This window comes from Bernardetia sp. Wsw4-3y2 (assembly GCF_037126295.1).
Lineage (GTDB): Bacteria > Bacteroidota > Bacteroidia > Cytophagales > Bernardetiaceae > Bernardetia.
On sequence record NZ_CP147017.1, the window covers coordinates 3251257 to 3277187 of the forward strand.

Annotated in this window: 20 protein-coding genes; 9 read left to right on the forward strand and 11 right to left on the reverse strand. The window is 30.9% G+C overall.

The features are described from left to right. Nucleotides 1-147: 147 nt before the first annotated feature. Both V9L05_RS13270 and V9L05_RS13275 read right to left on the reverse strand, forming a co-directional pair. On the reverse strand, nt 148-1041 hold the full coding sequence (locus tag V9L05_RS13270; protein WP_338812371.1) for an NAD kinase: 894 nt from the start codon (nt 1039-1041) through the stop codon (nt 148-150). A gap of 158 nt (nt 1042-1199) precedes the next feature. Next, entirely contained in the window at nt 1200-2390 is a 1191-nt protein-coding gene (locus tag V9L05_RS13275; protein ID WP_338792768.1) for an efflux RND transporter periplasmic adaptor subunit, read from the reverse strand. Nucleotides 2391-2813: 423 nt separating this feature from the next. Between V9L05_RS13275 and V9L05_RS13280 the strand changes: the two genes are divergently transcribed. Continuing rightward, nucleotides 2814-3227 carry a DUF4783 domain-containing protein gene (locus V9L05_RS13280; RefSeq protein ID WP_338792767.1) on the forward strand — a complete coding sequence of 138 codons (414 nt, stop codon included), beginning with the start codon at nt 2814-2816 and terminating at the stop codon, nt 3225-3227. A gap of 172 nt (nt 3228-3399) precedes the next feature. On the opposite strand, the gene V9L05_RS13285 is transcribed toward V9L05_RS13280, so the two are convergent. The 3 genes from V9L05_RS13285 to V9L05_RS13295 all read right to left on the reverse strand — a co-directional run bounded on the left by V9L05_RS13285 (nt 3400) and on the right by V9L05_RS13295 (nt 6680). Further along, nucleotides 3400-4863, reverse strand: a complete 1464-nt coding sequence (locus V9L05_RS13285) for a hypothetical protein (RefSeq protein ID WP_338812372.1) — start codon at nt 4861-4863, stop codon at nt 3400-3402. 15 nt (nt 4864-4878) lie between these two features. Next, on the reverse strand, nt 4879-5427 hold the full coding sequence (locus tag V9L05_RS13290) for a sigma-70 family RNA polymerase sigma factor (RefSeq protein ID WP_338812373.1): 549 nt from the start codon (nt 5425-5427) through the stop codon (nt 4879-4881). Nucleotides 5428-5537: 110 nt separating this feature from the next. Further along, nucleotides 5538-6680, reverse strand: a complete 1143-nt coding sequence (locus tag V9L05_RS13295; RefSeq protein WP_338812374.1) for a hypothetical protein — start codon at nt 6678-6680, stop codon at nt 5538-5540. 264 nt (nt 6681-6944) lie between these two features. On the opposite strand from V9L05_RS13295, the gene V9L05_RS13300 reads away from it, so the two are divergent. After that, complete coding sequence (locus V9L05_RS13300) at nt 6945-8654, forward strand: hypothetical protein (protein ID WP_338812375.1); 1710 nt, start codon at nt 6945-6947, stop codon at nt 8652-8654. A 231-nt stretch (nt 8655-8885) separates the two neighbouring features. On the opposite strand, the gene V9L05_RS13305 is transcribed toward V9L05_RS13300, so the two are convergent. Then, complete coding sequence (locus V9L05_RS13305) at nt 8886-9710, reverse strand: hypothetical protein (protein ID WP_338812376.1); 825 nt, start codon at nt 9708-9710, stop codon at nt 8886-8888. Nucleotides 9711-10284: 574 nt separating this feature from the next. Here V9L05_RS13305 and V9L05_RS13310 point away from each other — a divergent pair. Continuing rightward, nucleotides 10285-12855, forward strand: coding sequence for a DUF5686 family protein (locus tag V9L05_RS13310; protein WP_338812377.1), 2571 nt, complete (start codon nt 10285-10287; stop codon nt 12853-12855). A gap of 79 nt (nt 12856-12934) precedes the next feature. Here V9L05_RS13310 and V9L05_RS13315 read toward each other — a convergent pair whose 3' ends face one another. Next, nucleotides 12935-13825 carry a hypothetical protein gene (locus V9L05_RS13315; RefSeq protein WP_338812378.1) on the reverse strand — a complete coding sequence of 297 codons (891 nt, stop codon included), beginning with the start codon at nt 13823-13825 and terminating at the stop codon, nt 12935-12937. 412 nt (nt 13826-14237) lie between these two features. Between V9L05_RS13315 and V9L05_RS13320 the strand changes: the two genes are divergently transcribed. From V9L05_RS13320 to V9L05_RS13330, 3 genes are all read left to right on the forward strand, one after another. Beyond that, nucleotides 14238-15179 carry an aspartate carbamoyltransferase catalytic subunit gene (locus tag V9L05_RS13320; protein ID WP_338792759.1) on the forward strand — a complete coding sequence of 314 codons (942 nt, stop codon included), beginning with the start codon at nt 14238-14240 and terminating at the stop codon, nt 15177-15179. A 95-nt stretch (nt 15180-15274) separates the two neighbouring features. After that, a complete protein-coding gene (locus tag V9L05_RS13325) occupies nt 15275-16036 on the forward strand; it encodes an SDR family NAD(P)-dependent oxidoreductase (protein ID WP_338792758.1) in 762 nt (253 codons plus the stop codon). A 122-nt stretch (nt 16037-16158) separates the two neighbouring features. Further along, on the forward strand, nt 16159-16983 hold the full coding sequence (locus V9L05_RS13330; RefSeq protein ID WP_338812380.1) for an IS5 family transposase: 825 nt from the start codon (nt 16159-16161) through the stop codon (nt 16981-16983). Nucleotides 16984-17048: 65 nt separating this feature from the next. Here V9L05_RS13330 and V9L05_RS13335 read toward each other — a convergent pair whose 3' ends face one another. The 4 genes from V9L05_RS13335 to V9L05_RS13350 all read right to left on the reverse strand — a co-directional run bounded on the left by V9L05_RS13335 (nt 17049) and on the right by V9L05_RS13350 (nt 21365). Next, nucleotides 17049-17636, reverse strand: a complete 588-nt coding sequence (locus tag V9L05_RS13335) for a 1-acyl-sn-glycerol-3-phosphate acyltransferase (RefSeq protein WP_338792757.1) — start codon at nt 17634-17636, stop codon at nt 17049-17051. A 130-nt stretch (nt 17637-17766) separates the two neighbouring features. Further along, nucleotides 17767-18987 (reverse strand): phospho-N-acetylmuramoyl-pentapeptide-transferase, encoded by a 1221-nt coding sequence (gene mraY, locus V9L05_RS13340; protein WP_338812382.1) that lies wholly within the window; start codon nt 18985-18987, stop codon nt 17767-17769. Nucleotides 18988-19138: 151 nt separating this feature from the next. Beyond that, nucleotides 19139-19948 (reverse strand): hypothetical protein, encoded by an 810-nt coding sequence (locus tag V9L05_RS13345; protein WP_338812383.1) that lies wholly within the window; start codon nt 19946-19948, stop codon nt 19139-19141. A gap of 559 nt (nt 19949-20507) precedes the next feature. Continuing rightward, nucleotides 20508-21365 carry a hypothetical protein gene (locus tag V9L05_RS13350; protein ID WP_338812384.1) on the reverse strand — a complete coding sequence of 286 codons (858 nt, stop codon included), beginning with the start codon at nt 21363-21365 and terminating at the stop codon, nt 20508-20510. A 337-nt stretch (nt 21366-21702) separates the two neighbouring features. On the opposite strand from V9L05_RS13350, the gene V9L05_RS13355 reads away from it, so the two are divergent. From V9L05_RS13355 to V9L05_RS13365, 3 genes are all read left to right on the forward strand, one after another. Beyond that, nucleotides 21703-22065, forward strand: coding sequence for a PadR family transcriptional regulator (locus V9L05_RS13355; protein ID WP_338794184.1), 363 nt, complete (start codon nt 21703-21705; stop codon nt 22063-22065). A gap of 200 nt (nt 22066-22265) precedes the next feature. Beyond that, entirely contained in the window at nt 22266-23207 is a 942-nt protein-coding gene (locus V9L05_RS13360; RefSeq protein ID WP_338812385.1) for a PspC domain-containing protein, read from the forward strand. 225 nt (nt 23208-23432) lie between these two features. Then, on the forward strand, nt 23433-25877 hold the full coding sequence (locus tag V9L05_RS13365; protein WP_338812386.1) for a S41 family peptidase: 2445 nt from the start codon (nt 23433-23435) through the stop codon (nt 25875-25877). The last annotated feature ends 54 nt before the right edge of the window (nt 25878-25931 follow it).

Sequence of the window (25931 nt, forward strand, 5' to 3'; positions counted from 1 at the left end):
AGGTCGTCGGTGAGACACCGACAACGGCAGGGAGTAAATAGTGATTTATATCTGTAATGAATATAAAATGAATAAATTTACATGTTGAAAAATTCAAGCATTAATTTTTATAGATAGCTAAAAACCATTTACTATTCATAATTTTCGTTAATAACGGTTTAAATAATTTCGAATATCCATTCCCCAGTTGAGTTTTTCACGAAGTGTTTTGAGAAAACTATCGCCATCCAAACGAATCATTTTGCATGTATAATTGCATTTTCGGACTGCCATTTGGATCGTATTATCTACTTTTCTTGAACGAGAATCTAAAGAAACCAAAAAGTTTTTACTTCTTCCTTCTATTTCAAAAGCAATTACACTTTCTGTTGGAACAATCAGAGGACGTACATTCAAATTATGAGGACTAACAGGAGCAATTACAAAATTATTTGACTGAGGAACAACCACAGGACCTCCAACACTCAAAGAATAACCTGTTGAGCCTGTAGGCGTAGCGACAATCAAACCATCTGCCCAATAAGAATTCAGGTATTCGCCATCAATATAGGTATGAACTACAATCATAGAAGAAGAATCTCGCTTCATAATTGCAAATTCATTAAGAGCAATATTTACACCTTTAAATAAATCTCGGTCAGCTTCTAATTCTAATAAAATGCGTTCATCTAGTGTATAATGTCCTGCCATTAGGCTTTCTAATGCACTATGAATTTGCTCTTTTGAAGTCGTTGCCAAAAATCCCAAACGTCCTGTATTTATTCCTAAAATGGGAACGTTTTGATGTTGTACGATAGTGGCAGCTTCCAAAAAAGTACCGTCACCACCCACACTTAGCATTAAATCTACACCAGAAAGGTGATGAGGAGCTGAAAAAGTACCGACAATATTGGGACGGAAATTAATAGAATGAAGTAGCCTATCAAAATCTTTTGAAATGACAATCTCTACTCCATAGTTTTCTAATTCTGTAAAAATTTGTTTTACAAAAAAAAGTTTACTCTCTGCAATGTCTTTACTGTGTATGGCTACTCTCTTCAAAATAAAAAGTCAAAATAAAAAGTACAAAATAAAAAAGAATTGTTGAGTATTTGTGATAACACTCTCAAAAAACCATTAAAGCACCAAATTACTATAAAAAAATGGTTAATCATTAACTACAAAAATAGAAGTAGGTAAAAAATCTATTTTTCTTAAAATTAATTTGGCTTTTTAATCTTATCTTCTAGTTTAAGTCCTTTCAAAACCTCAATATTTATTCCGTCAGAAAGTCCTAAAGTTAGATAACGTTTCTCAAAAACATTGTCACCTGTCTGAATTTCTACATAAAGTGCATCTGATTTTGGCTTTGAAGATTTGCTTTCTGTTTTAGTAGAATCTTGTTTTACCTCTTTTTTATCAGACTTTTTGCCATTCGCTTTATTTTTGCTTTCTTCTTTTTCTTTATTTTTTTCAGCCGACTGTAACCATGCTTCTTCAATAACCAAAACATTATCTTTTCTTTCTAAAACAATATCAGCATTTGCACTATATCCTGCACGTACAAATTGATTTTCTTTGAGCTGAACATCTGCTTTTATAGGAAACTTGATTGCGCCCTCTTCTTCTATACCTTTTGGTGCAATAAAATCTAGTTTTGCATCAAATTTCTCATTGTCTATCGCCCCAATTGTCAAGACCAAATCCATTCCTTTTTTGAGCTTTCCTACTTCAGCTTCATCTACTTTTCCTTCAAAAATCATATCAGTCAAATCTGCAATTGTTGCAATTGTTGTTCCTTCGTTAAAAGTATTACTTTCAATTACATTTGCGCCTTCTTTTACAGGAACATCTAAAATAATTCCACTTGTAGTTGCTTTTACGAGTGTTGTAGTGCTAGAAGAACGGCTAGAAGTTCCTTCTCTGACAATAATCAAACTTTCAGAAGCTGCGCTTACTTGATTTTTTGCCAAATCATAATCATCTTTTGCACTCATGTATTCACGTTCTGCAATTACACCATCATCAAAAAGCTGCTTTTGTCTTTTCATTTCACGCTCACGCATATCCAAAGTAAGCCGAGCTTGTTCCAAATTATTCTGAACATTGGTAAGATTAGTCATGTTTGGAATTACTTTTATTTTAGCAATTACATCACCTACTTTTACTTCTTGCCCTGCTTCAAAAAATAATTTGTCTATAATTCCAGAAACGGCAGGTTTTACAGCTACTTCTTTAAGTGGTACAATTGCGCCTGTAGCCACTGTTTTTTTGATAATCGAATCCATCTTTGGAGAAACTAATTCTACATCTTCTTGTACATCTTCTTCTTGATTGATAAAATAATAAACAACAAAAACACCCATAGCTATCAATACAAGAGCAAACAAAGCAATAGAGATTTTTTTCATAATGGCAATAAGTAAATTGGAAAAATAATATAGACTTTCTGAATATCTAAAAAAAATAATAGGATTTTGAAGTGGCTAATTTACACAAAACTTAGACTTATACAAGAACAATAAACTAATAAAAGGCGTTAAAAATGAAATGTTGTTTTTTAACTAAAAAATAAATATATGGTAAAGCAGAAATACTTTTTATGGAAGTAGGAATAAATAGTAAGAATATAAGATATTCTTTTTGTTGGCACTATTTTGGCAAATCTTTGTATTAAGAGTAGAATAGTTAGGTTACTTCTCTCTTTCTACTCAAAAAAACAATTATTACATTAGAATTTATAAATAGTATCTTTGTAACTCTTACACAAAAAAAGAACTTAAAATAATTATACAAACTATTCTATCAAAAAACTCTACAAAACATTTACAATTATGAAATCATTATTTTTTCTTTGGATAACTTTTGGATTGGTTTGGGGAGTTTTTTCAGCTTCTCCAACTTTTGCACAAACAGAAGATGAAGTCATAAATACAGCCAAAACGGCTATTGGTGCAGGCTCAACTAAAGAATTAGTAAAACTTTGCCATGAGGCTATCGAAATAGGACTTGGTGACCAAAAAGCTACATACAGTCAGTCTCAAGCTGAGTTTGTATTGAAAGATTTCTTTACAAAAAATCCAGCCAAACAATTTGAATATATTCATAAAGGAGCTTCAAAAGAAGGACTAAAATATGTAATAGGAAAATATACAGCAACAAATGGAAATACATTTAGAGTTTATATTTTGGTTAAATCAACAGCTAATGGTTATAGAATTGATACATTAGACTTTAGCAGAGAATAAAAAAATAAATCTTGTTAGAAAGCCCCCTCTCATTTAGATTTTAGACTAAAAAAGCCTTTTTCAAACGAAAAAGGCTTTTTTTATGGTGAGTTTTTAAAGTTTCTCTGACAATTTTTGCACTCTGTTGTTGTGGGAGACCAACAAGGGCAGGTTATAGCCGTTGTCACGACTATCAGAATTTATAAGAAACTCCTAGATGCAGATTTATTTGATAAAAACGCATTTGCCAAATTGTATTTTTATCTCCAACTGAATTAGGCAAATATTTCAATGAGCTTTCTCCAAAAATTCCCCAATGATTAGTTAGTTGATAATGACTTTGATGGAAACCTGCAAAGAATGGAATTATCTGTTTTGCACTTGGAAATTGAGCTGTATTTTCATAAATCTCATAATTGGTAGTTTCATTTGTAAGTAACAAAAGCCCTGTTTTTACTCCTATTTGATGTTTCCATTTTTTAGATTGGAACAAAGAATAAGAGATTCCTAAATCTACTTTAAAATAAGTGCTTTCATAATTTATAGTTTGTGTTTGTAGGCTATCTCTATTTCCATAAATAGGCTGTATAGATACATGATTTGTAGAAATTTTGGTGGCTATATAGTTAGTTGGTGGAGAATAATAATTTCCTCCAAATTGATGTTTAACTGTATTTTTCCATTTCAAAATACCTATATCAGTATGTAAATTCCATTTTTGAGATAATTTTCTTTCTGCCATAAAACCAAATGTAAGACTCTGACGCTCACTGATAGTTTGTTTTTCATTAAGCATTCTTACGTAATGTTTGTCATTTGGATTTGCTGTAAAATGTTTGTACGTCAGTCCGAAACCTGTATAAGACGCAATTTTCCATTTTGAAACCATATTTGATTCTTTGTTCAAACTATCTTTTTTATTATCATTTGAGACAATTTTGATAGAGTCTATTTGCATTTCAAAAAATGGGTCTGCATTTATTTTGATTTCTCCAAGAGACTTTTCTTCTAATACAAATATCATTTTTTTATCCTCTTGAGTAACGACAGTCATTTCTGCTTGTGTTTCTTGCGAATTTTCTTGAGTTATGTTTACTACCTCGTTATTTTCATCATCATTATTTAAGTCAGTTGTCAAAGCAATATTATTATTGACTTTTTCTTTTGTAGTTGCTTTTTGAGAAAAGCGAGAAGACTTTGTAATAACTTTAGATGAAGTAGTTTCATTTGATAATGATTTTTTTGTATCAGATATAGAATTATTAATCTTATTTTCTGATAAATTAGAATTTGTATTTTTATTTATATCAGACTGAATGATTGAGTTTTCTGTGGGGAAATTAGTATCTGATTTTTCTATGTCAGAAAATTTGTTTATTTCTTTTTCTACTGTTTGGTTGGGAGTATTGAAAGCCAAGTCAGAAGAAAATATATTATTTTCAGATGAAATAAAATAAAATCCAATGCCAATACTTGAAACTACAATCAAACCTAAAGCTAAAAACCAGTAGAGAAATTTTGGTCTTGATGGTTTATCTAATTGCTCAGAAATTTTGTCCCAGCCATCACGAGGAGGTAGAGATTCCCATTCATTGAGTTTGGAAAAGCTGTTTTTCCATTCAGAATCATTTTGAGAGTTGTGTATATTGTTGTCCATAAAACAAAAATGTTTTTAGCGTATATATTGAGTGATTTTATAGTTGGTTGCCAACATTTTTCGTAATGTTTGTTTGGCTTTTGTAAGCTGTGAACGTGAAGTGCTTTCTGATATGCCTAATAATTTGGCAATATCTTCATGTTTGTATCCTTCTATGATATACAAATTGAACACTATTTGATAGCCTTGAGGTAATTCTCTAATCAAGCTGATAAGTTCTTCAGCAGAAAGCATATCAAGCACAGTATCTTGTGTGTCAGACTCATATATAAGTGCTTCATTAGAGAGGTGTCCAAAATGCTTTTTTTGTTTATGATAAATATCAATAGCTTTATGTACAGCTACTTGCCTTATCCAACCTCCAAGAGCTTCAAATTTTTTGACTTGATTGATTTTCTTGAAAATGATTAAAAAAACTTCTTGTAACATGTCTTCTGCTTCTTCTCTGCTTTTAGCATAACGCATACAAGTTGTCATGACCTTTCCTGCATAAAGCCTATATAGAGCTTCTTGAGCAGGGCGAGAACCTTTCAAACAACCTGAAAATATTTCTTTCTCTGACATAGATATTAAATAGTATTTGCTATATAATGGTAAGCTAGAACATCAAACCATTACAAACGACAATAACAGCACTACAAAGTAATGCTGTTTTGATTGAGATAATATTTTATTTACTGCCTAATAATGATTTCGGCTGTCTGTTCTTGTCCAGTTATTCGATTTCTAAATGTATAGAAAAACTTTATTTCAGAACTTTGTTGTAAATTGAACATAGGTACAAAGAACACAGGGTTATAATTACTTTCTGAAATTGATACTCCTGCTTCTACATTGTTCCAATTGATTGTTAAATCCCATTCTGAAGGATTACATAAAACGTCATTTTCTATATAAGGAACATAAAGGTATGTTTGCCCTTCTATAAATTCTTGATTTAGACTATCTATTGAATAAAACTCATCAAGAGGTTGTACTGTTCTGTCTGGATTTGTATTGACCCATACTATTTGAGTATTATTTTGAGCTTCAAAATATGGAAGGTTTGATATATTATAAATGTCGTCAGCAAGAAATATACAAGTTGTATCTCCTCCTCCAGTAGAATCTATATCTGCTACTACCTCAAAAGTAATTGTACTTGTGAACACACGATTATCATCTGTATAAACAGTATATAAACACTCTTGAAAGCCTGTAAAGTTGGTAGGAGGTGTATAGGTTAAGTATCTATTGCTAGAGTAAAATACAAAATCTACTGTTTGATTTGGATTGCGTAAATCTTGGTTATCTACTTCAATAGATGTGATTTGTATAGTACTGCTATCTCCTCCCAAGCTATCATACATGCACTCAAAGTCATTATTTAAAAAATAAGCATCGATAGATGTATTTTCTGTTATTACATAATAATCTGATTTAGTTTCACAGCCAGTAGAGTCTGGATTATATTCAATTTTGAGAATTCCGTCTTGTCCATTGATTTGGTAGCCAAATTGGTCACTTCTAGGGTTGTTTCTCTCATTAGCTTTGTATAACACAATGCCTTCTTTTATGATTGAGACACTACCAAAACTAGGAGGAGTTGTGAGTTTTAAATCACTTACTTGAGATATACCAAGAACATGAGGCAAATCTACTGTATAAGAAGATAAGTCTGAACCTGTATAGATTTTTTTCTCTTTATCAATTTTTTGAGGTTTATCTTCTGGTAAGATGTCATCTTTAGAAGTATCACAAGAACTGATAAGTGTTATACTTAAAAATAATAAAGCTACTAAAGAGAGCTTTGAATGAATTTTTCTGAATGTTTGCATAATTTAAAAAATTAAAAGGTTTGATGTTCTATCTATAAAGAGTGAACCTTCTATAATTATGCTGCTTAGTGATTCAGTATTTTTTTAATTAATCTTTAATTTATGATATTTTTGTAAGTTTATGTTGCTGTAATTCAGTGATTTGTGTTGATTTTTAAAGATGTGTTTTTTTATGTAAAATAAAATTAAAGTTATTTTTTATAGTAATTTTGAAACAGAATACAGACCTTTGTAAGAAGTATATCACAAAATAATTAGCAGAAAATGGCAAAGAAAAAATCTAAGGCAAAAATAATTTCTAATAAAGAAACTCAACCTGTTTCAAATCTAAATTCAAAAAAAACAACTCAAAACAGACAATCAGAAGCTACAATAGATGATAGTAATGTTCTTTTTTCTCCTATTTCTACAAAACTAGCTCTTATTCTAACGCTTGTTGCAGCATGTCTGTATTTTGCTTTTTCGTTTGTTTCAGAAGGATTTTATCAGCAAGATGAAGCTGTTCATTATGTTTCTATGAAGCGTTTTTGGTTTAATCCAAACCGAATTCTTAGCAACTGGGAAAAACCTGGGTTTAAACTCGTTTATGCCTTGCCTTCCCTTTTGGGTGTTCATTTTGTTACTTTTTTTAATTGTCTTTTGGCTGCTTTTTCTGGATTCTTTGCTTTCAAATTAGCTCAAAAAATCAATATCAAGATTCCTGCTTTGGCTCTTATTTTCTTGCTTACTCAACCGTTTTGGATTGGTCTTTCTTTTCGTAACTACTCTGAACTTCTAGCTGCCTTTATTTTGATTTTGGCTGTTTATCTCAATGAAGATAAAAAATATGCGTTTGCTGCTTTGGCTGCTTCCTATATCGTCTTTATCCGACAAGAATTTTATCCCTTTTTAGCTCTTTATTTTTTCTTCTTGCTTTATAAAAAGCAATGGCTTCCTGCACTTCTGACAGGAGTTTTTCCACTTGTTCATAATTTTTGGGGTTTTGCTATTACAGGCGATTTTCTTTATTTATTAAATCAAGTTTTGAAAACAAGTAGTGAAATAGGTGATCAATATCCAAGACAAGGTTTTGAACATTATTTCTTGATGTCTGCAACTGTGTATGGAGGAATTATTATTACATTGATTGTAGCTTATTTTACTTTAAAAGCATTTCAAAAGAAAATACCACATATTACAGTAGCCATTTTACCAACACTTTACTTTTTGATGTATTGTGTTTTTAATATTCAATCTGTTCCTATTGGACCTGCAACGGCTGGAAACTTGCGTTATTTGATTATTGTTGCACCTCTTTTTAGTGTTTTGGCTGCCTTGGCTGTGGAAGAATACAGAAATACGAAAGACGCTTGGAAGGTAATTTATTCGCTTATTCCGATGGCTCTGTTGGTGGGAATTTATATGACTTATCCTGATAATCAGATTATGCTTTTGGATGCTGATTACGCTGCACGAATGGCACAAGCAGGAAGAGAGTTCCAAGTCGAACGCTATTTGGCACCTTTAATCGCCGTTGTGGGAACAATTATCATTCTTATTATTGGACTTTCATTTTCTCAAGCCAGAATTGCTTTTGCTGTTTTTGCAATTTTTATGGCACTCATTACCCTCAAACCAAAACCACTTTCTGAAGAAGATTCGAATGTGAAAAGTATGGCAAAATGGTATGAGAATTTTACTAAACAATATGGACAAATACCTATTTTGGTAAATCATCAACTTTTCTATTATTATTTAGATGAAACACCTGAAACTTTTGAGATTACGCCAAAGTCAATAGACTCTACGACAGTTGCAGAGCTTCCAAAAAATGGTCTTATCTTTTGGGATTCTCATTATTCATATCGTCCAGAGCAAAATAAAGCAATGCTTAATTATAAATTTTTCTTAGAAAATCCTCAAAAGTTTGATAAAATACAAGAATTTTGGGCAAATGATAGAAGTTTTGTAGGATTTGTTTTTCGTAAGAAATAGCTTTTTAGAATTACGAATTACGAATTACAAATTACGAATTACGAATTCTGTTTTTATAAGTACACATCTTTGTCTATTCAGTTCCTCTAGAACTGAATAAAAGGCTTTCTCAGAAGCATAATATTTTTATGAATCACACTTCTGAGAAAGTATAAAAGTTCGTTTCTGAGGAAATGAACATACAAAGACAAATTCATGTTTTTCATGAATGTCCTGTATATTTTCACTAATTTACATCACATCAACAATTTTAGCATATACATCATCCCATAAAAAAGCTTTTATTTCTCCTGTATGCAACCTCAAAATGAGTAAGTTGTATTTGTCTGTATGGTCGCCAATTCCTAAACGGTAGCCTGTTGCTCGTGTATGAGGAGGAAAACCAAACTTTTGGCAGTTGGGAAGAACTGTTCCAAGTGCAACAGAGTTAAAATCGGGCATTCTAGAGCTATAAAAAATATTTTCTTTTAGTGTATTTATTAAATCTGGATTATTGAATTTCAAGGTTTCTTTATCATACATATCTTCTGGGTCAGTATTCAATAAATTTTTTATAGCTGAATCAGAACGTCGTTTTCGTTCTTCTTTCGCATTGATTTCTGCAAAAGCCATAGCTATACGCATTTTATTCATGAGTTCATTTTCTCCTTTTAAATCTTCTTCCGTTGCACCATAAGCTGACCTCCAACGGATATTCAAGCGTAAATGAGCACGAATATCTTTGATGGCTAAAAAACGTTGTTCTAATTCATCAGGTTCAAAATTACTAACATTTGCAGCAGTTACAGCATAAGGTGCGTATTCAGATTCAAGCTGTGCTAAACTTTTAGTAGGGCGAATGAGCTTACGAGTAGAGTCTGTAGGCGAAATGGTAGAGTCTGCAATTACAATTGCTTCATTCAAATCTTGTACATCTATTATTGAATCTTGCTCATAATTATCTTCTGTAATTACAATTTCTAAATTAGTAGAATCATTTTGAGCAAAAGCAAAATTAATGACGACAAGAAATGTAAAGGAGAATAAAAAAGTTGTTTTGAGAATAAAAGTTTTCATTTTGGTTGAAATAGTAAGTAGTATCTAAAATAACCTTGCTAGGTCTTTTAGAAATTGGATAGGTGTTTATTAAAAAAAATACGTCTAATTTTGAACAGATATTCTAAAAATAATAGTATTTTGACTTTTTAGTAATAGGAGTTAATTAAGATAGTCATTTGAATAGATTACAATCGTAATTGGCTTCGCTGCTTTGGTAGTTCATAATTTTTCCTAATTCAACAGCCGAAAATATAAACTATCAGTTTATATGAATATAACTATTATTTATCAGATTTTTTACCTAATACAAAATTAGTTTTATACATTTAACAATGTAAATACAGATTTAGTGTTTTTATCTATATCTAAATTTGTAATAGATTCGTTAAGACAAATTTAATGCAAACTAAGTTACTAGAAAAAATAAATGACATTATCAAAAACTACTAAAATCACTTTATCGTTCTATAACTCTTATCACACTCAAACATTGCACTCTAAAATCTAAATTCAATATAAAATTACTTTATCTTAATTAAAAAAAGAAATTGTATTTTTGCAATCTTATTTTACCTTTTCTCTCTACTATCTTATGAATACTGTTTTTTACTTTGTTTTTTCTGAAAAAAGAAATTTATTCCCCAAGGTTTTCTTACTTAGAACTTTCTTGCTTTTTAGTTTATTATTAATTGGTTTTTCTGCTTTTTCTCAAAAAACGGTTGTTACAGGAAAAGTTACTGATGCCGAAACAGGTGATGGAGTTCCTTTTGCAAATGTTTATTTTGATGGAACAACCATAGGAACAACCACAGATTTTGATGGATTTTATAAAATAGAAACCGATAAAGCTACTGATTCGCTTGTGGTTTCGTATGTAAGTTATCAAACTAGAAAAAAAGCAGTTAAAAAAGGAGCTACTCAAAATATTGATTATCAGCTTGCTTCTTCTGAAGAAACTCTAAAAGCAATTGTGGTTACTTCTGGGAAACGAGAAAATCCTGCTTGGGAATATTTAAGAGGTTTATTAGACCATAAATCTGAAAATGACAAACGTCGTCTTTCTGCTTATGAATATGATGCTTATTCGAAAGTAGAACTTGATGTAGATAATATTTCTGATAAATTCAAAGAAAAAAAACTGGTTAAACAAATTATTGGAGTAGTTGATAGTGTTGAAAATTTGGCAGGAGAAGATGGAAAACCAATTTTGCCACTATTTATTTCAGAAACTATTTCTAAATATTATTATAGAGATAGTCCAATTAAAAGAAAAGAAGAAATAGAAAAAACACGTATTAAAGGCGTGGGTGTAGATGACGGAAGTATTGTCTCACAACTTGTAGGTTCTTCTTTTCAAGATTATAATTTTTATGAAAGTTGGATTCAGATTGCAGGAAAAGATTTTGTTTCTCCCATTTCTGAAAGTTGGAGATTGTTTTATGATTATGAATTACAAGAACGCACCGAAATTGATGATATTTGGTGTTATCGTATTGATTTTCAACCTAAACGAAAAGAAGATTTAGCCTTTACAGGTACAATGTGGATAACAGATGACTCTACTTTTGCTTTAAAGCGCATTGATGTAACTGTTCCAAAGGCAGCAAACCTCAACTTTATTGAAAAAATAAAAATTCAACAAGATTTAAAGCGAATTGAAGAAGACAAAGAAACAGCTTGGCTTCCTGTCAAAACACGTATTTTAGTTGATGTAGGTCAGATAAATGATCAATGGGCTGGAATGCTTTTAAAGTCATATAGTTCAGCAGAAAATATTGTAATCAATAAACCTAGAGATCTCAAGTTTTATAAAGATGCTATTGTTGTAGATGAAGAAGTCAATAATTCTACAGATGATTTTTGGCAAAAAAACAGACACGATTCGCTTACAGCAAGTGAACAGACAGTTTATGCAATGATTGATACAATCAGTAATTTACCAATGGTAAAAAGTTATATTGAAATTGCTGATTTACTTATCAATGGCTATAAAGATATTGGAAAAGTAGATGTAGGAACACTACTTACACTTTATTCAAATAATAATATTGAAGGAAGCCGTGCCATGATTAATGTACGAACAAATGTAGATTTTAGCAATAAATTTCAGTTTTCTACTGGAATAGCATACGGTTTTGGAGACGAAAAATGGAAGTATAGAGGTAAAATAAGATATATTGCTAATCGAAATCCTTGGACAGTTATTAGTGTATCTCATCAATATGATCTCCAACAAGTTGCTCTATTTAATGAAGATTTTCGTTCTAGTGATAATTATCTGTTTTTGGCTTTTAGTCGTTGGGGAAGTTTAGATAGAAATCGTCCTTTTTATCATAGACAAAGTAGTATTGATTTTCAGACAGACATTATTAAAGGTGTTACTTCAAAAGTAACTTATCGCAATCAAGACTATGACCCTTTGTTTAACTTTGAGTTTTTTGACCCAGAAAATTCAGAAATCCGACGTAAAGATTTTAGAGTTTCTGAAGTAATGGCTGAAGTTAGAATTGGTTTTAAAGAGCGTTATATCAATGGTGAAATGGCTAGAGTTGTGATTAATAGCAATTATCCTGTTTTTAAATTTCGTTATATTAGAGGTTTAGGAGACTTTTTGGGAGGAGATTTGGAATACCATAAGTTTTCTACTCGTTTAGAACACTCATTTCGTTTGGGTATTTTTGGACGTACAGACTATTTTATTAGTGCTGGTTTTACGCCTTCTACACTTCCTTATCCACTTTTAGAGTCACATTTGGGCAATGAAACACCTTTTTATAATCAACTTTCATTCAATTTGATGAACTACTTTGAGTTTGTAAGTGATAAATATGCTTCAATCAATGTTATCCACGATTTTAATGGATTTTTATTGAATAGAATTCCATTGATGAGAAGACTCAAATGGAGAACTTTTGTAGAAGGAAATATGTTAGTTGGAAATGTAAGTCAGAAAAACATTGATTTGATACCTGATACAGATTCAGATGGAGTTCCTGTTCCTAAGTTTGGAAGTTTGGGAGCAACACCTTACGCAGAGGTAAGTTATGGAGTTAGCAATATTTTTAGGTTTGTTAGAGTACAAGCCGTTCATCGTCTTACTTATTTAGATAAAGATGATGTCAGTAAATGGGGAATTCGTGTTTCTGCCCAATTTAGATTATAAAATAAAAAAGCAGCTTGATAATAATTAAGCTGCTTTTTTATTAGCCTGAAATCTAATCAACTATGTTTTTTAATTCTAGCTATCTAAACATACTTTTGCCTATGATATTTCTAGGATAAAAATGAGTCAAATATTCTTGTGTTTCATTGATTAATGCCTTGATATAATCTGCATTTATTTGCTCTGCATCTTGACTACGAATTTGTTTTGTAGCTTCAAATTTATTCAGAAACTCTGTCGTATAATCTAAATCCAACATATCACAAATATCTGTAACTGTTCGTTCTGGAGTTTCTCTAAAATCTTCATATCTAAAAAACAACCAATCTGGATAATTGAGTTGATAATATAATATAGTTTCTGCAAAAACAAGCCACACTCTTACTGCTTTTTCCCATTCTTGAAGAGATGCAAATCTATTTTCTTGCTTTTCTAAAATAATACGTTCTAAAGTATTTGGAGCATAGGAGACAATTTTTGAGGAAAATAATGTGTCAATATCTGTATTTTTCTTGTTTTCTATCCAGTTATACACAAAACTTAATGGATGCTGAATCAAAATGACTACATCAGTCTGATAATGTTTGTATAACCATTCTGCTAAAAAAAAACCATGTTTATCATAAATAAGTGGACGAATTTCTTTTTTAGTTTCTTTACTGATTTGATATTTATCTACAAAACGATGATAAAGCTGTTTAAAACTACTACTAAATGCTCCTTTTGGACTTTCTTGCTCTATTTTTTTAGGACTTATAAATTCAGTCATAAAAGACGCATAGGAATTATCTTTTTCAGGGTCTATATAGGGATATTCACTTTCAAAAGAAAAAACACTTCTTGTTTCACTTTTAGGAGAAAAAAAATAAGGAAGATAACGCATAGAAGGAAAAGTAGACAAAATAGTGTCTATCCATTCTTGTTGTGAACAAAAAGCTCCTGTAAATAGAATAGGTTTTTGCGTTTGCATTAATTTAGGGGCAGATTTTGACAGAAAGTTTATAGTTAAGATTGTTCTGATAAATTAGTAATAAAATTATTACTATACAAAGAATTCTAAATTTAATAAAAAATAATCATTTTATTTTTTGAATTTTTACTTTTCTATTGAAAAAATCCACTAAAATTGACTTGATGAATCTAATTTTTTTAATAGATTCATTTTTAAGGCTTATAAATTTGTGATACTTTTGTAGGGTTAATTATAATTAATAATTAGCCCTTGATTTTATATGATTTTAGTTTCACAAATGAGGGATGTTGGTAAGAGAGATTATTTAAATTTAGTCAGAAATTCACTACAGACCAAATTAAAATAGAAGGTTGTAACAAAATTTATAAAGAATCTAATCATTCATAATTTATCATTTATAATTGTTTTTATGAGTCTGAGTGTCAATCATTTATTAGGAATAAAAGACCTTACCCAAGCTGATATTTTGCATATTTTTGAAATGGCAGAGCAGTTTAAGGAAGTCATTAATCGTCCTATCAAAAAAGTACCTTCCTTACGTGATATTACGATTGCTAATGTTTTTTTTGAAAATTCTACTCGTACTCGTATTTCTTTCGAACTAGCTCAAAAACGTCTTTCTGCTGATGTTGTTAATTTTTCAGCTAGTAATAGTTCTGTTTCTAAAGGAGAAACGCTTCTTGATACAGTCAATAATATTTTGGCAATGAAAGTAGATATGATTGTGATGCGTCATTCTAGTGCAGGTGCGCCTCACTTTTTATCCAAACATATTAAGGCTGCTATCGTAAATGCAGGAGATGGAACACATGAGCATCCAACACAAGCACTCTTAGATACCTTTTCGATTAGAGAAAAATTAGGAGAAGTAGCAGGAAAAAAAGTGGCCATTATCGGAGATATTTCGCATTCAAGAGTAGCTCTTTCTAATATTTTTGCACTTCAAAAACTAGGTGCAGAAGTGATGCTTTGTGGGATGCCTACACTTATTCCAAAATTTATAAATCAATTAGGTGTAAAAGTGAGTTATAACCTCAGAGAAACCTTAGAATGGTGTGATGTTGCAAATGTTTTGCGTATTCAGCTAGAAAGACAGGATGTAAAAAATATTCCTTCTCTGCGTGAATATTCGCTTTATTATGGCATAAATAAGGAGTTATTAGATTCTCTCAATAAAGAAATTGTCATTATGCACCCAGGTCCTATCAATAGAGGTGTCGAAATTGATAGCGATGTAGCTGATTCTGAGCATTCTATTATTCTCAATCAAGTAGAAAATGGTGTAGCTATCAGAATGGCTGTTTTGTATCTTTTGGCTGAAAAAATCAAACCCAAATCAGTTAGCAGTTAGCAGTAATCAGTTACTAGTTTTGAAAAGAATTAAAAACTCAAGTTACTTTCATTGGTTAGCAATTCATTTACCACTCACAATTTACCATTTTCATTATGCTCGCATTCATCACAGGCGCAACTTCAGGAATTGGACTTGCCACAGCACATATTTTTGCAGATAATAATATTGACCTTATTCTTTGTGGAAGAAGAACCGAAAGGCTTCAAGAACTAGAAAAAGAATTATCTCAAAAAGTAAAAGTAAATACACTTGCTTTTGATGTCAGTAATAGAGAAGAAGTGAAAAAAGCTATTGATTCTCTTGGAAAAGATTTCCAAAATATAGATATTCTCATCAATAATGCAGGAAATGCACACGGACTTTCTCCTATTCAGGAAGGAAATTTAGATGATTGGGATGCAATGATTGACCTAAACATAAAAGGACTTTTGTACGTAACGAGAGCAATTTTACCAAAATTATTAAATGACACAAGGTCAGAAAAAAATAAAGGACAGATTATAAATATCGGTTCGATTGCTGGTATTGATTCGTATGCAAATGGAAATGTGTATTGTGCCACCAAATCAGCCGTTGCAATGCTTAGTGAAAGCATGAGAATCGATTTACTAAAAGAAAATATCAAAGTAAGTGAAGTAAAACCGGGATTAGTAGAAACAGAATTTTCAAAGGTTCGCTTCAAAAACGATGAAAAAAGAGCTGAAAAAGTGTATCAAAACTATACGCCACTCACAGCACAAGATATAGCAGAACTAATTTATTTTGTAGTTAGCAGACCTGCTCACGTCAATATTGCTGATGTCTTGATTTTACCCACAGACCAAGCTAAATCTGCGATGGTAAACAAAAAATAATTTTTCAAATCCTTATCAATAGTTAGAACTTGTTTAAGAATGGTTATTTATTTTTTTAAAAAGAGGTCAAAATAGTTATACTTGTAAATCATCACATTTTCAATCTAACTATTTTTCCCTCTATGTACGTAAACTTATCAAAAAAATTTATAACCGAAAATATTTTACCTTATTTACATCAATTTACAAAAGGTCGTCGTATAAAAGTAGCTCTTTGGCGTATTATCCAAGCCATTGTGTATCGCTTAAAATCAGGGAGTCAATGGCGAGAACTTCCTATGAAACAATTTTTCGGAAACTTATCAATTCGCTGGAATACAGTATATTACCATTATAATAAATGGTCAAAATTAGGAAGTTGGAAGAAATTATGGATCAAGTATTTAGAAGATTATCGTGGAGAATTAGATTTTTCTATTTGTCAGCTAGACGGCAGCCACACTTCAGCTAAACGAGGAGGAGAAGGTATTGGATATTCCAAAAGAAAAGCAGGAAAAACAACCAATGCACTTTTTCTAACGGATAAAAATGGTATTCCAGTAGCGATGTCTGTTCCAAGAGCAGGCAATCATCACGATGCTTTTGAACTTGAAAAAAATATGCAATCTATGATAGATGATTTGAATGCTTCTCAAATTAGAGAAGGAGGAATTTTTCTCAATGCTGATGCAGCCTTTGATACACAAGCCTTTCGTTCTTTTTGTAATCATTTAGATATTGTAGATAATATAGATTTTAATAAAAGAAATAAAAAAGACCTTGATAATCAACCATTTAAAGATGAAGAAATGTATGAATTGAGATTCGTTATTGAAAGAACTAATGCGTGGTTAGATGCTTTCAAAGCCTTAATTATGAGGTACGAAACTAAAATTCATACGTGGCAAAGTTTACACTATTTAGCCTTTACTTTAATATTTGCCAGAACTAGAAAAAAACATTCTTAAACAACTTCTTAGTTATAAAGCATTGATAAGGATTTTTTATATACAAGTTTGAGTAAATTTAGAAATTAGACATACCTCAAATCAACTGAAAATTTTTCTGGAAACTTACCTATTTTATCTTTGTAAAAATCCATGATTATTTTCAAATCAGCTTCCATATCATCAGTTGGCATGACTAATTTTGTAACTCCTGCTTCTCTTTTTTTGTAATCCAAGTAACCAAGTGCAATTGGCACATTGGCTAATTTAGCAGCATGATAAAAACCCATTTTCCATTCTGTTACTTTATTGCGTGTCGCTTCAGGTGTAAAAACAACAGCTAGTTTTTTATTTTCTGTAAAAAGATTTGCCATTGCTTGTACCATTGATGGACGCTCTTCTCCTATTTTTTTTGGAGTTCTATCTATTCCTATTGCTCCCATTTTTAATAACATATTGCCAAAAGGAGGTTTTATCCATTCTTTCTTGATAGTAAAACGCCAGTTTATATTTGCAATATCAAACCATGCAATTGTATAAACGGCATCCCAGTTAGTGGTATGTGGAGCTGCAATAATTACGCAACGTTCTAATACTTCTTTTGTCACTTCTTCACTATGAACAATTTTCCAACCACGAAAACGAAATAAAAAACGAAAGAGAGCAAGTACCATTTTTTGAGTTATTAGTGTTTAATTATTAGTTATTAACAAAAGCAATTCTGCTATCTTCAAAGTTACTTATTTTGAGAATAGTATTCTTACAAAAATAGTTAATGATCTTTTCTAGTTGTTGTTTTTATCACTATCTAATCTTGAGAGTTGCTAAAGCAATAATAACAAGTAAAATTCCTGCAATCCAGAAACGAGTAACAATTTTTACTTCGTGCAATCCTTTTTTCTGATAGTGGTGATGAAGAGGCGACATCAAGAAAATACGTCTGCCCTCTCCAAATTTCTTTTTTGTATATTTAAAATAGGCTACTTGCATCATTACAGATAAATTTTCTATCAAAAATACACCACAAAGAATCGGAATCATAAGTTCTTTTCGAAGCGTAATTGCCAAAACAGCAATAATTCCACCTAATGAAAGACTTCCTGTATCTCCCATAAAAACTTGTGCAGGAAAAGAGTTATACCACAAAAATCCAATACACGCCCCCATAAAAGCAGCACAAAAAATAACAACTTCACCTGTGTTAGGTAAATACATAATATTGAGATAATCTGCAAAGATTAAATTTCCTGAAACATACGCAAAAACACTCAAAGCAGTGGCAATAATGGCTGTTGTTCCTGCTGCTAGTCCATCTAAGCCATCTGTTAGGTTTGCACCATTCGAAACGGCTGTAATAATGAAAGTAACTACAAGAATATAAAAAATTATTACGCCATATTCTCCTAGAAAGTCGGGAACAAGTGTTCTGTAATCCAATTCATTGTTTTTAATAAATGGAATAGTCGTTTTCAGAGACTTTATATCTTCATAACTAGAGTTTACATAACTAGTATAATCATCAGCAGCATTTATACCTGTACTGAATTCTCTCATCAAAACATCAGGGTGGTAATACATAGCTATACCAATCAAAATTCCTATTCCTACTTGTCCTAAAATCTTAAACTTTCCTGAAAGTCCTGCTTTATTTTTACGGATTACTTTTATATAATCATCTACAAAACCAATTATCCCAAGCCAAATAGTAGAAATAATGAGAAGTAAAATATAGATATTATGGAGTTGAGCCAAAAGGAGTGTAGGAATAAGTGTGGCAGCCAAAATAATTACTCCCCCCATAGTGGGCGTTCCTGCTTTTAGGTTTTCACCCTTGAGTCCTAAATCTCTGACAGTTTCTCCAATTTGCTGTTTTTGGAGAAAGAGAATTATTTTTTTACCAAAAACAACACTAATCAAAAGTGATAAAAAAGCTGCCAACATAGCACGAAAACTAATATACTGAAAAAGACCTGCTCCAGAGAGTTCGAACTGTTCACGCAAAAAACGAAATAGATAGTATAACATGAGAAATCACAAAAAATGAGTTGAGAAGGGAAATTTTTGAAGTTGTATCTTACTTTTTTCTTTATTTTAAAATGAAAAAACAAAGCTACAAAAAAAAGCATTCTACCTCTATAAAGTAAAATGCTTATTGCTACAATTGAGAGAATATATTTTATCTAAATAAATGTTTTGGCTTACTGAAAGAAAAATAATAAGCGAAAAATAATCCAAGAACATAAAATGCAATATCTACATATTCAAAACGGTCTTTTAAGAATCCCCACAAATGAGAAATATCAAAAGTAGTAAAGGTTTCTATATAAGAAAGTTGAAAACTTTGTACGATAGGTTCGACAGCTGCTAATACATTGCCTATAAAGAATCCTAAAATGGTAACTAAAATAGCCATTATTCCAAAAATAGGACGATGCCCCCTACCTCCAATTCTCATTCCTAGTGCTGCTAAAAGACCAACTAAGATAGCCATAAAAGCATAGTGATGTTGTTCGATATATTCGTCTATAAGCATAGTCGTTTTGCCCCACGTGTAGGCTGCTCCTAATGCTCCAACTAATGAGAGTATAATTCCTAAAAATAAATTAGATTTGGATTTCATATCTGATAGGGAAGATTTTTTTGATAAGGTAGATGACTCATCAAGATAATCAGATTCTGCATCCAAATCTTCTGAGACATGTAATTGTGTGTGGGTTTGATTAAATTGCTCGTTTGTGCTAATCCATTCGTAATTTACTTCTAATTCTTCTAAAGGCAAAATAGCCGATTTATCAAAGGCAATCGGACTTTCATTTGGCAAGTCTGAAATAGAATCAACTTTATTGTTTGTAATAGATGAATTATCTATGTTCAAATTTTCTGTATTCAAATCATCATGAATTGAATTAGATTCTAGCTCTAATTCTAGTTCTTGCTGTATTTTTTCTATATTTTTTTCTTCGTTAGTTGGAGTAGTATAATTCATATGCGTAAAATCTTGATATCAAATGAGAATAGAATAAGAATAGTAGGTTTATAGAATGTTAGCCTACTTCCAAATTAGAGTATAGAATAAATCTAAAATTAGCACATTATCTAGTAGAGATAAGCTACTATCAAACTTTCAAGAACTATACCTTTTTGATTATAATGCTTACACTCATTAAGTAGCCTAAAAACTCAAACAACGAATTAAATAATCAATCAAATAAGAGACTATAGGTAGATAGTTTATTAGATAAAACTAGCTGTTTTACTCATAATAAGCTATAAAATAGGGTTGAAAGCCTAATTTGTGTTTTTATAAAGATAGAAAGAAGCAACCTATATTTGCAAAAAATCATACATAACAACTAAAGAGCAATCGACGAACAAATTACTCTACTCGGTAAAGATTGATTTTTTTTAGATGAAAAAAGAGTTGCAAAACTTGATTTTTTAAAAGATTTGCTATTTCTAAGCTCATAATAGCTAAAAAATGGCGACACAAAAAAAACAACTCCATTTTTAAAGTTGCTTTTTACATATAATTACTTGAAAAATATCTAGTCTCTAAGCATATAAACTACAAAGACAATAAACATTACGATTACAGAAACAATAGCTACCATTTTGAGAGCATTGGCACTACTTTCTTCTTGAGGTTGAGAAACAGTTATTTGCTGAACAGGAACATTATTGTTCATTGGATGAAGTTCTTTCAAAATACGTAATTCAGCTTTTGCATCACTCAAATCCATTCTTGACTGATTGAGTTCTGTTCTAGTTTGATTCAAATCAGTAAGCAATTTATTGACTTGACTTTGAAGGTCTTTTTCGTGGTTATAAGCAATATTTACTTTTTCATTCAGTCCACGTAATTCTTCTTGAAGGTTTTTGATGGCTTGTTGGTCTTGACGTGTTTGTTCTTGTGATTTTTGAAGGTTATTTTGAGTAGTTTCTAAAAGCGAATTTTGTTCTTTGTTTCGCTCAGTCATTTGTGCAAGTTCCCTTCCTCGTTCATCAATAATTTGGTGCAAACGCATTTTATCATTTTTCAAATCACTAAGTTGTGTTTGAAGTGTTCCGATACTTCCTTCTTTAGCATCTATTTGTGCGCCTTTTGAGTCTATTTGAGCTTGTTTTTGGATTAACTCTTCCTTTACTTTTGCAGCATTTTTATTTACTTCGTCTAATTCTTTTTGTAAATCTGCAATTGTCTTTAGATGTTCTTCATTTGTTTTGCGAATATCTTCTAATAAAAATGTATTTTCTACATCTTTTTTATCAGAACCTTGAGTTGTATTAAAAATAAAAGCCACCAAAGCAGCAATCGCAATCACGCCGATAGCATATTTTAGAATGCTGACAGGCTGATTGATAGATGTTTTGATATATCCGAAAGGTGTATTTGATTTTGACATAACTCTATTTTCTTCAGTTTTTTGAAAATTATCAACTCATAAACAATAAAATGATGACTCTCATTTAGTTTGCTCAAAGTTAGCTAAATATACATTATTTTTTGCAAATACAGTTTAATTTTAGCAAAAAAATATTTCCCTGCTTTTTACTTCTTTAATAATCATCTGTAATTTAGGCATTGGCAATTGGGTTTTTACAATCTTTTACCTACTACCTTGCATAACATAGTAACCTTTTTTCAACTCTCTCGTATAAGAAGACATACGGACATTGTTAGTGTTTCAAATTCTTTCAATTCCTACTAAAAAAAATTAAAATTTAACCCAATAAAATGTGATTACATTAGAAAACGCTGAAGTACAGATGCGAAAAGGAATCTTAGAACTCTGTGTCTTGAATGTAATTGCTAATGGAGAAGTATATGCTTCAGATTTACTTCGTCATTTGAAAGATGCACAGTTATTAGTGGTTGAAGGAACACTTTATCCACTTCTAAATCGTCTAAATAAATCAGGTTTGGTTACTTATGCCTGGCAAGAATCCACAGGAGGACCACCACGAAAATACTACCGATTGACTGATAATGGACACGAATTTCTCAAAGAACTAACTCTTTCTTGGCATCAACTTGTTTTTTCTGCCACTACTATTTTAGAAAATACTAATCAGAACAGACAAGAACAAAGACAAGCAGGGTAAAACCAATTTAAAAGTTAAAATTAAGATTTTAGAAGTAATACAACTATAACAACCTCTAAAATATAATTTTACTCAAAACTGTAATTTTTCGCCATTACCTATTACTAACTAACTATTAATCAACCATATTCAAAAATTTAGACTCTCAAAATAATTATTAGTTCTAAATTTTGAAATCTAAATTCTAACTTTATTCCATCATGCCTCCACTACACAACCACTCGTCTATCAACAATACTTTAGAAGTTCATATTGCTTCTATTTCATTTCATGTCGAACAAACAGCTTATCCTGCTTTGAAAGCCTATTTAATGGATTTGAAACGTTGTTTTCCAGAAGATTCGCTTACTATAGAAGACATAGAAACACGTATGGCAGAGGTGCTTTTAGAGCGTTTGAGTATTGATAAAGGAACAATCGACAAAAATGATGTTGAATTAATGGTTTTGCAAGTAGGAACAGCAAAAGAAATTGCTCTTGCAGAAGGAATTGATTTAGATTTAGGATATTTTGAAAGAAAAGACCAATGGCAAACACTCAAAAAAGCTGAACCTAAACGTGAATTGCGTAATGTAGGTAAGAAATTTACGCTTCAGAAAAGAGACAAAAAAGTAGCTGGTGTTGCTTCTGGAATTGCAGCCTATTACAATATTGACCCTGCTTTTGTGCGTTTGGGCTTTGTAGCCAGTGTTTTTGCTGGAGGCTTCGGAATTCCTTTGTATGCAGCTTCTTGGCTTGCGATGCCTAAAGATCCAAAAGAAGGAATGCTAGAAGAAAAACAATCTACTTCTTTAGTCGGCAGAACAAAACGTTTTATGCGTAGTATGGTGGACAAGAAAGTAGCTGGTGTTGCTTCTGGAATTGCAAAATATTTTGGTATAGACGAAACTATTGTACGTTTACTTTTTGTGGCAACTTTATTTTTAGATGGATTCGGACTTTTAGCTTATTTGGCTCTTTGGATTGCTATGCCAGTAGCAAAAAGCCTTCAAGAACAAATTGATTTAGAAGAAAAGCCATCATTTTTAGAAGAAGAAAGTTTCAAAACTAGAATGGCAAATGTAGAATCTCGTTTTGAAGATACAGTAAGCTCAACAGCTTCTAAAGTCAAAAATTCTAAATTCTTTAAAAAACACTTTTAAAAATAGTGATAAATTATAAGTGGTTAGTTGTAAGTGAAATTACTTAACTACTTGGAAGAAAATATATAATTCCTCAAAATGAAATATTCGTTTTGAGGAGTTTTTTTGTCTAATTGAAAAGTAACTAAAAAAACAATTTATTCAACTATTTTTTTAGTTGTTAAATTATTTTGCTTAGATTTGTGGAATTATTCAACTCAAAAATGCTTTTCACAAAATAAATATATGTATTCTTTTCAATCAAAGTTATCTTTTCTGCTTTCCATTTTATTTTTATTCATTTTTTCTACTTCTGTTTTGGCACAACGCAAACCCGAACGAATTATAGAAAAAGAAGAGGTTGAGAAATTCAAAACTACGCTAGATTCTGCTCTTTGTCTTTACACGACAGATTCACTGTATAGAAAACCTATTTTAGAAATTGGAAATAATCCTTTTTTGGATTCTTTGATTGAATATAATTTGCAAGAATATGCTTTTTACTTGAATCATTATTGGTATGAGTTGGATAAAAACACGGTTCTTTCTTTAGAAAATACTGCGCCACAGGAGGGATTTATGATGGATGGAAATAATGGAAAATTTGGTTTTCATAGAAAGTCTAGCTTATGTAATTGTGGACGAGAACACGAATGGCATTGGGGATGGTGGAGAAATGAACGAAAAAAATACAAATCAGATGAAGAAATTCATTATGTATATAATAGAGGTTTATTCTGGCGTTGGAGATATGGATTTTTGGGAAGTGAGAAAAGATTTAATAAAAGGGTGGCTCAAGGTAAAAGTTTAAGCAGAAAGAGAGGTTTGAAAAGAGCAAGACGAAAAGTAAGTTATAATTGGACTAGAGGAGCTTATAATGACAAAAAACTCAATTTAGATTATTTAGGAAATGGTTTTGATAAAAAAGAAATTTTAGAAGGAAATATTGGCTATTTAAAGTGTTCATTTTTGCCTTCTGCTAATTATATCAATGAGCGTTTTATGAAAGATTTGATAGAAGAGTTTTTATTTACAGATGCATTGATTTTAGACTTGAGAGGAAGTTCTGTATTAGAATCTGAAAGTAAGTTTTTTACAAAAGACAAAGAAGTAAATGAGATGAGTGTTCCTATTTGGTTTGTAGAGCGTTTTTTACGACCAGATACTACTTACAATTTAGGAACTGCAAAAGTTTTTCATACAAGAGAATACTTAAAAGATAGTGGAAAACCACGCCGTAAAAGTTATGAGAATCCTACTGTTTCATTAACTACCAAAACAGAAGAAGTAAAACCATTTTTTAAGAGAGATAATTATTGGTATCATTCAGGTTATCCTTTAGAAGTTGATAAAAATTATGAAAAATACTATACACTTCGATATTTTGAGCGTCCAATTTATATTCTGACAGATAAAAATACTTCTGACGCTGCCGAATGGATTGTACAGGTTTTGCAAAAGCATAGAAATGCTATTGTGATAGGAGAGCCAACAAAGGGACAACCAATAATTACAAAGCGAATAGGGACAAGTGCGTATAGTTGGCTCAATATTCCAGATATGGAGATTAAAACAACAGAAAAAAGTGAGGTAAAACCAGATGTTTTTGTTTCTTCTTATGATTCTACAAGCACAGATAAGGCTTTTGATATTGCCTATAAAATGGCGTATGAAGAAAGTGTTTTGAAGAGTAGTTTTAGTTATATCAAAAAATATGGACAGCGTTTTAAGCAGTTTGAAGAAATTACTAAACCTATCCCAAATCCGTATAATCTGCCACAAAATGCAAAAGACTTGTTAGGAAATTATGGTTTGGGTAAAGAAATTATTTTTAAAGAAGGAAAATTATGGCTCAAAAACTATCAACATATTTCGCCTATTTATCAAACTGCTCCCAATACTTTTTTGGTGAAAAATGGACTACAAAAGAGAGTTGGAACAACGTCTTATGAAACAGTTGCCAAACCTATTTATTTGTTTTTTAGAAAAAGTCAAGATGATTTTCAAGTGAATCAGATTTCGATTGATTCAACATTAGAAATAAAACAAGATTCTGTTATGAATATGTTCGTTCGATATGGTGATTTTACGAGTGCAAAATTTACACAGCTTGAAAGTTATGGTTTTGATGAGTTTAAGAAGGAAAAACAAATTATTGATACTACTCAAATCATGAAACCTAGTGCAGCTTATCCATTTTCAAAGATGAACAGAAATGAAAAACAAGCTCTTTTTGAGGGTTTTACAATGCAAAGAAATCTTTTTGAAGCCTTTCCCAATTTTAATTTTAAGCTCATTTCAGAAAATGAAATAGTGAAAGAAAATTTAGAAAATAAACTGACTATTTTTGTTTTTTGGTCGCCAACGTCTACAACATCTATTGAAGCAATTCCAAAGCTAAACGAAATGATTGAAACCTATTCAGAAAATAATATTACTTTTTACGGTTTTACAGAAAATAAGAAAAAAGAAGTAGAAGAGTTTTTGATAGGAATTCCTTTCTATGCTGATATTATTCCAACTAGTAATTCTATTTTTGAAGATTTATATATTCCAACGACAAACCAGCCTGTTATTTTGATTTTGAGCAAAGAAGGAAAGTTTATTTTTGGAGAAGAATTAAATGGAATTGATAATGAAAAAACATTTGAGAAAATGGAATATATTCTTTCAAATCAGATTTTGAAATAATGTAGTGAGTAAATTGTATCGTATGTTTTAGCTTACGTAAAAAATATTCTGCCT

What these genes read in the sequence shown, in the direction of transcription:
- V9L05_RS13275 (WP_338792768.1), bottom strand. Translation starts at nt 2,390, where the DNA reads ATGAAAAAAATCTCTATTGCTTTGTTTGCTCTTGTATTGATAGCTATG.
- V9L05_RS13280 (WP_338792767.1), top strand. Translation starts at nt 2,814, where the DNA reads ATGAAATCATTATTTTTTCTTTGGATAACTTTTGGATTGGTTTGGGGA.
- V9L05_RS13285 (WP_338812372.1), bottom strand. Translation starts at nt 4,863, where the DNA reads ATGGACAACAATATACACAACTCTCAAAATGATTCTGAATGGAAAAAC.
- V9L05_RS13290 (WP_338812373.1), bottom strand. Translation starts at nt 5,427, where the DNA reads ATGTCAGAGAAAGAAATATTTTCAGGTTGTTTGAAAGGTTCTCGCCCT.
- V9L05_RS13295 (WP_338812374.1), bottom strand. Translation starts at nt 6,680, where the DNA reads ATGCAAACATTCAGAAAAATTCATTCAAAGCTCTCTTTAGTAGCTTTA.
- V9L05_RS13300 (WP_338812375.1), top strand. Translation starts at nt 6,945, where the DNA reads ATGGCAAAGAAAAAATCTAAGGCAAAAATAATTTCTAATAAAGAAACT.
- V9L05_RS13305 (WP_338812376.1), bottom strand. Translation starts at nt 9,710, where the DNA reads ATGAAAACTTTTATTCTCAAAACAACTTTTTTATTCTCCTTTACATTT.
- V9L05_RS13310 (WP_338812377.1), top strand. Translation starts at nt 10,285, where the DNA reads ATGAATACTGTTTTTTACTTTGTTTTTTCTGAAAAAAGAAATTTATTC.
- V9L05_RS13315 (WP_338812378.1), bottom strand. Translation starts at nt 13,825, where the DNA reads ATGCAAACGCAAAAACCTATTCTATTTACAGGAGCTTTTTGTTCACAA.
- V9L05_RS13320 (WP_338792759.1), top strand. Translation starts at nt 14,238, where the DNA reads ATGAGTCTGAGTGTCAATCATTTATTAGGAATAAAAGACCTTACCCAA.
- V9L05_RS13325 (WP_338792758.1), top strand. Translation starts at nt 15,275, where the DNA reads ATGCTCGCATTCATCACAGGCGCAACTTCAGGAATTGGACTTGCCACA.
- V9L05_RS13330 (WP_338812380.1), top strand. Translation starts at nt 16,159, where the DNA reads ATGTACGTAAACTTATCAAAAAAATTTATAACCGAAAATATTTTACCT.
- V9L05_RS13335 (WP_338792757.1), bottom strand. Translation starts at nt 17,636, where the DNA reads ATGGTACTTGCTCTCTTTCGTTTTTTATTTCGTTTTCGTGGTTGGAAA.
- mraY (WP_338812382.1), bottom strand. Translation starts at nt 18,987, where the DNA reads ATGTTATACTATCTATTTCGTTTTTTGCGTGAACAGTTCGAACTCTCT.
- V9L05_RS13345 (WP_338812383.1), bottom strand. Translation starts at nt 19,948, where the DNA reads ATGAATTATACTACTCCAACTAACGAAGAAAAAAATATAGAAAAAATA.
- V9L05_RS13350 (WP_338812384.1), bottom strand. Translation starts at nt 21,365, where the DNA reads ATGTCAAAATCAAATACACCTTTCGGATATATCAAAACATCTATCAAT.
- V9L05_RS13360 (WP_338812385.1), top strand. Translation starts at nt 22,266, where the DNA reads ATGCCTCCACTACACAACCACTCGTCTATCAACAATACTTTAGAAGTT.
- V9L05_RS13365 (WP_338812386.1), top strand. Translation starts at nt 23,433, where the DNA reads ATGTATTCTTTTCAATCAAAGTTATCTTTTCTGCTTTCCATTTTATTT.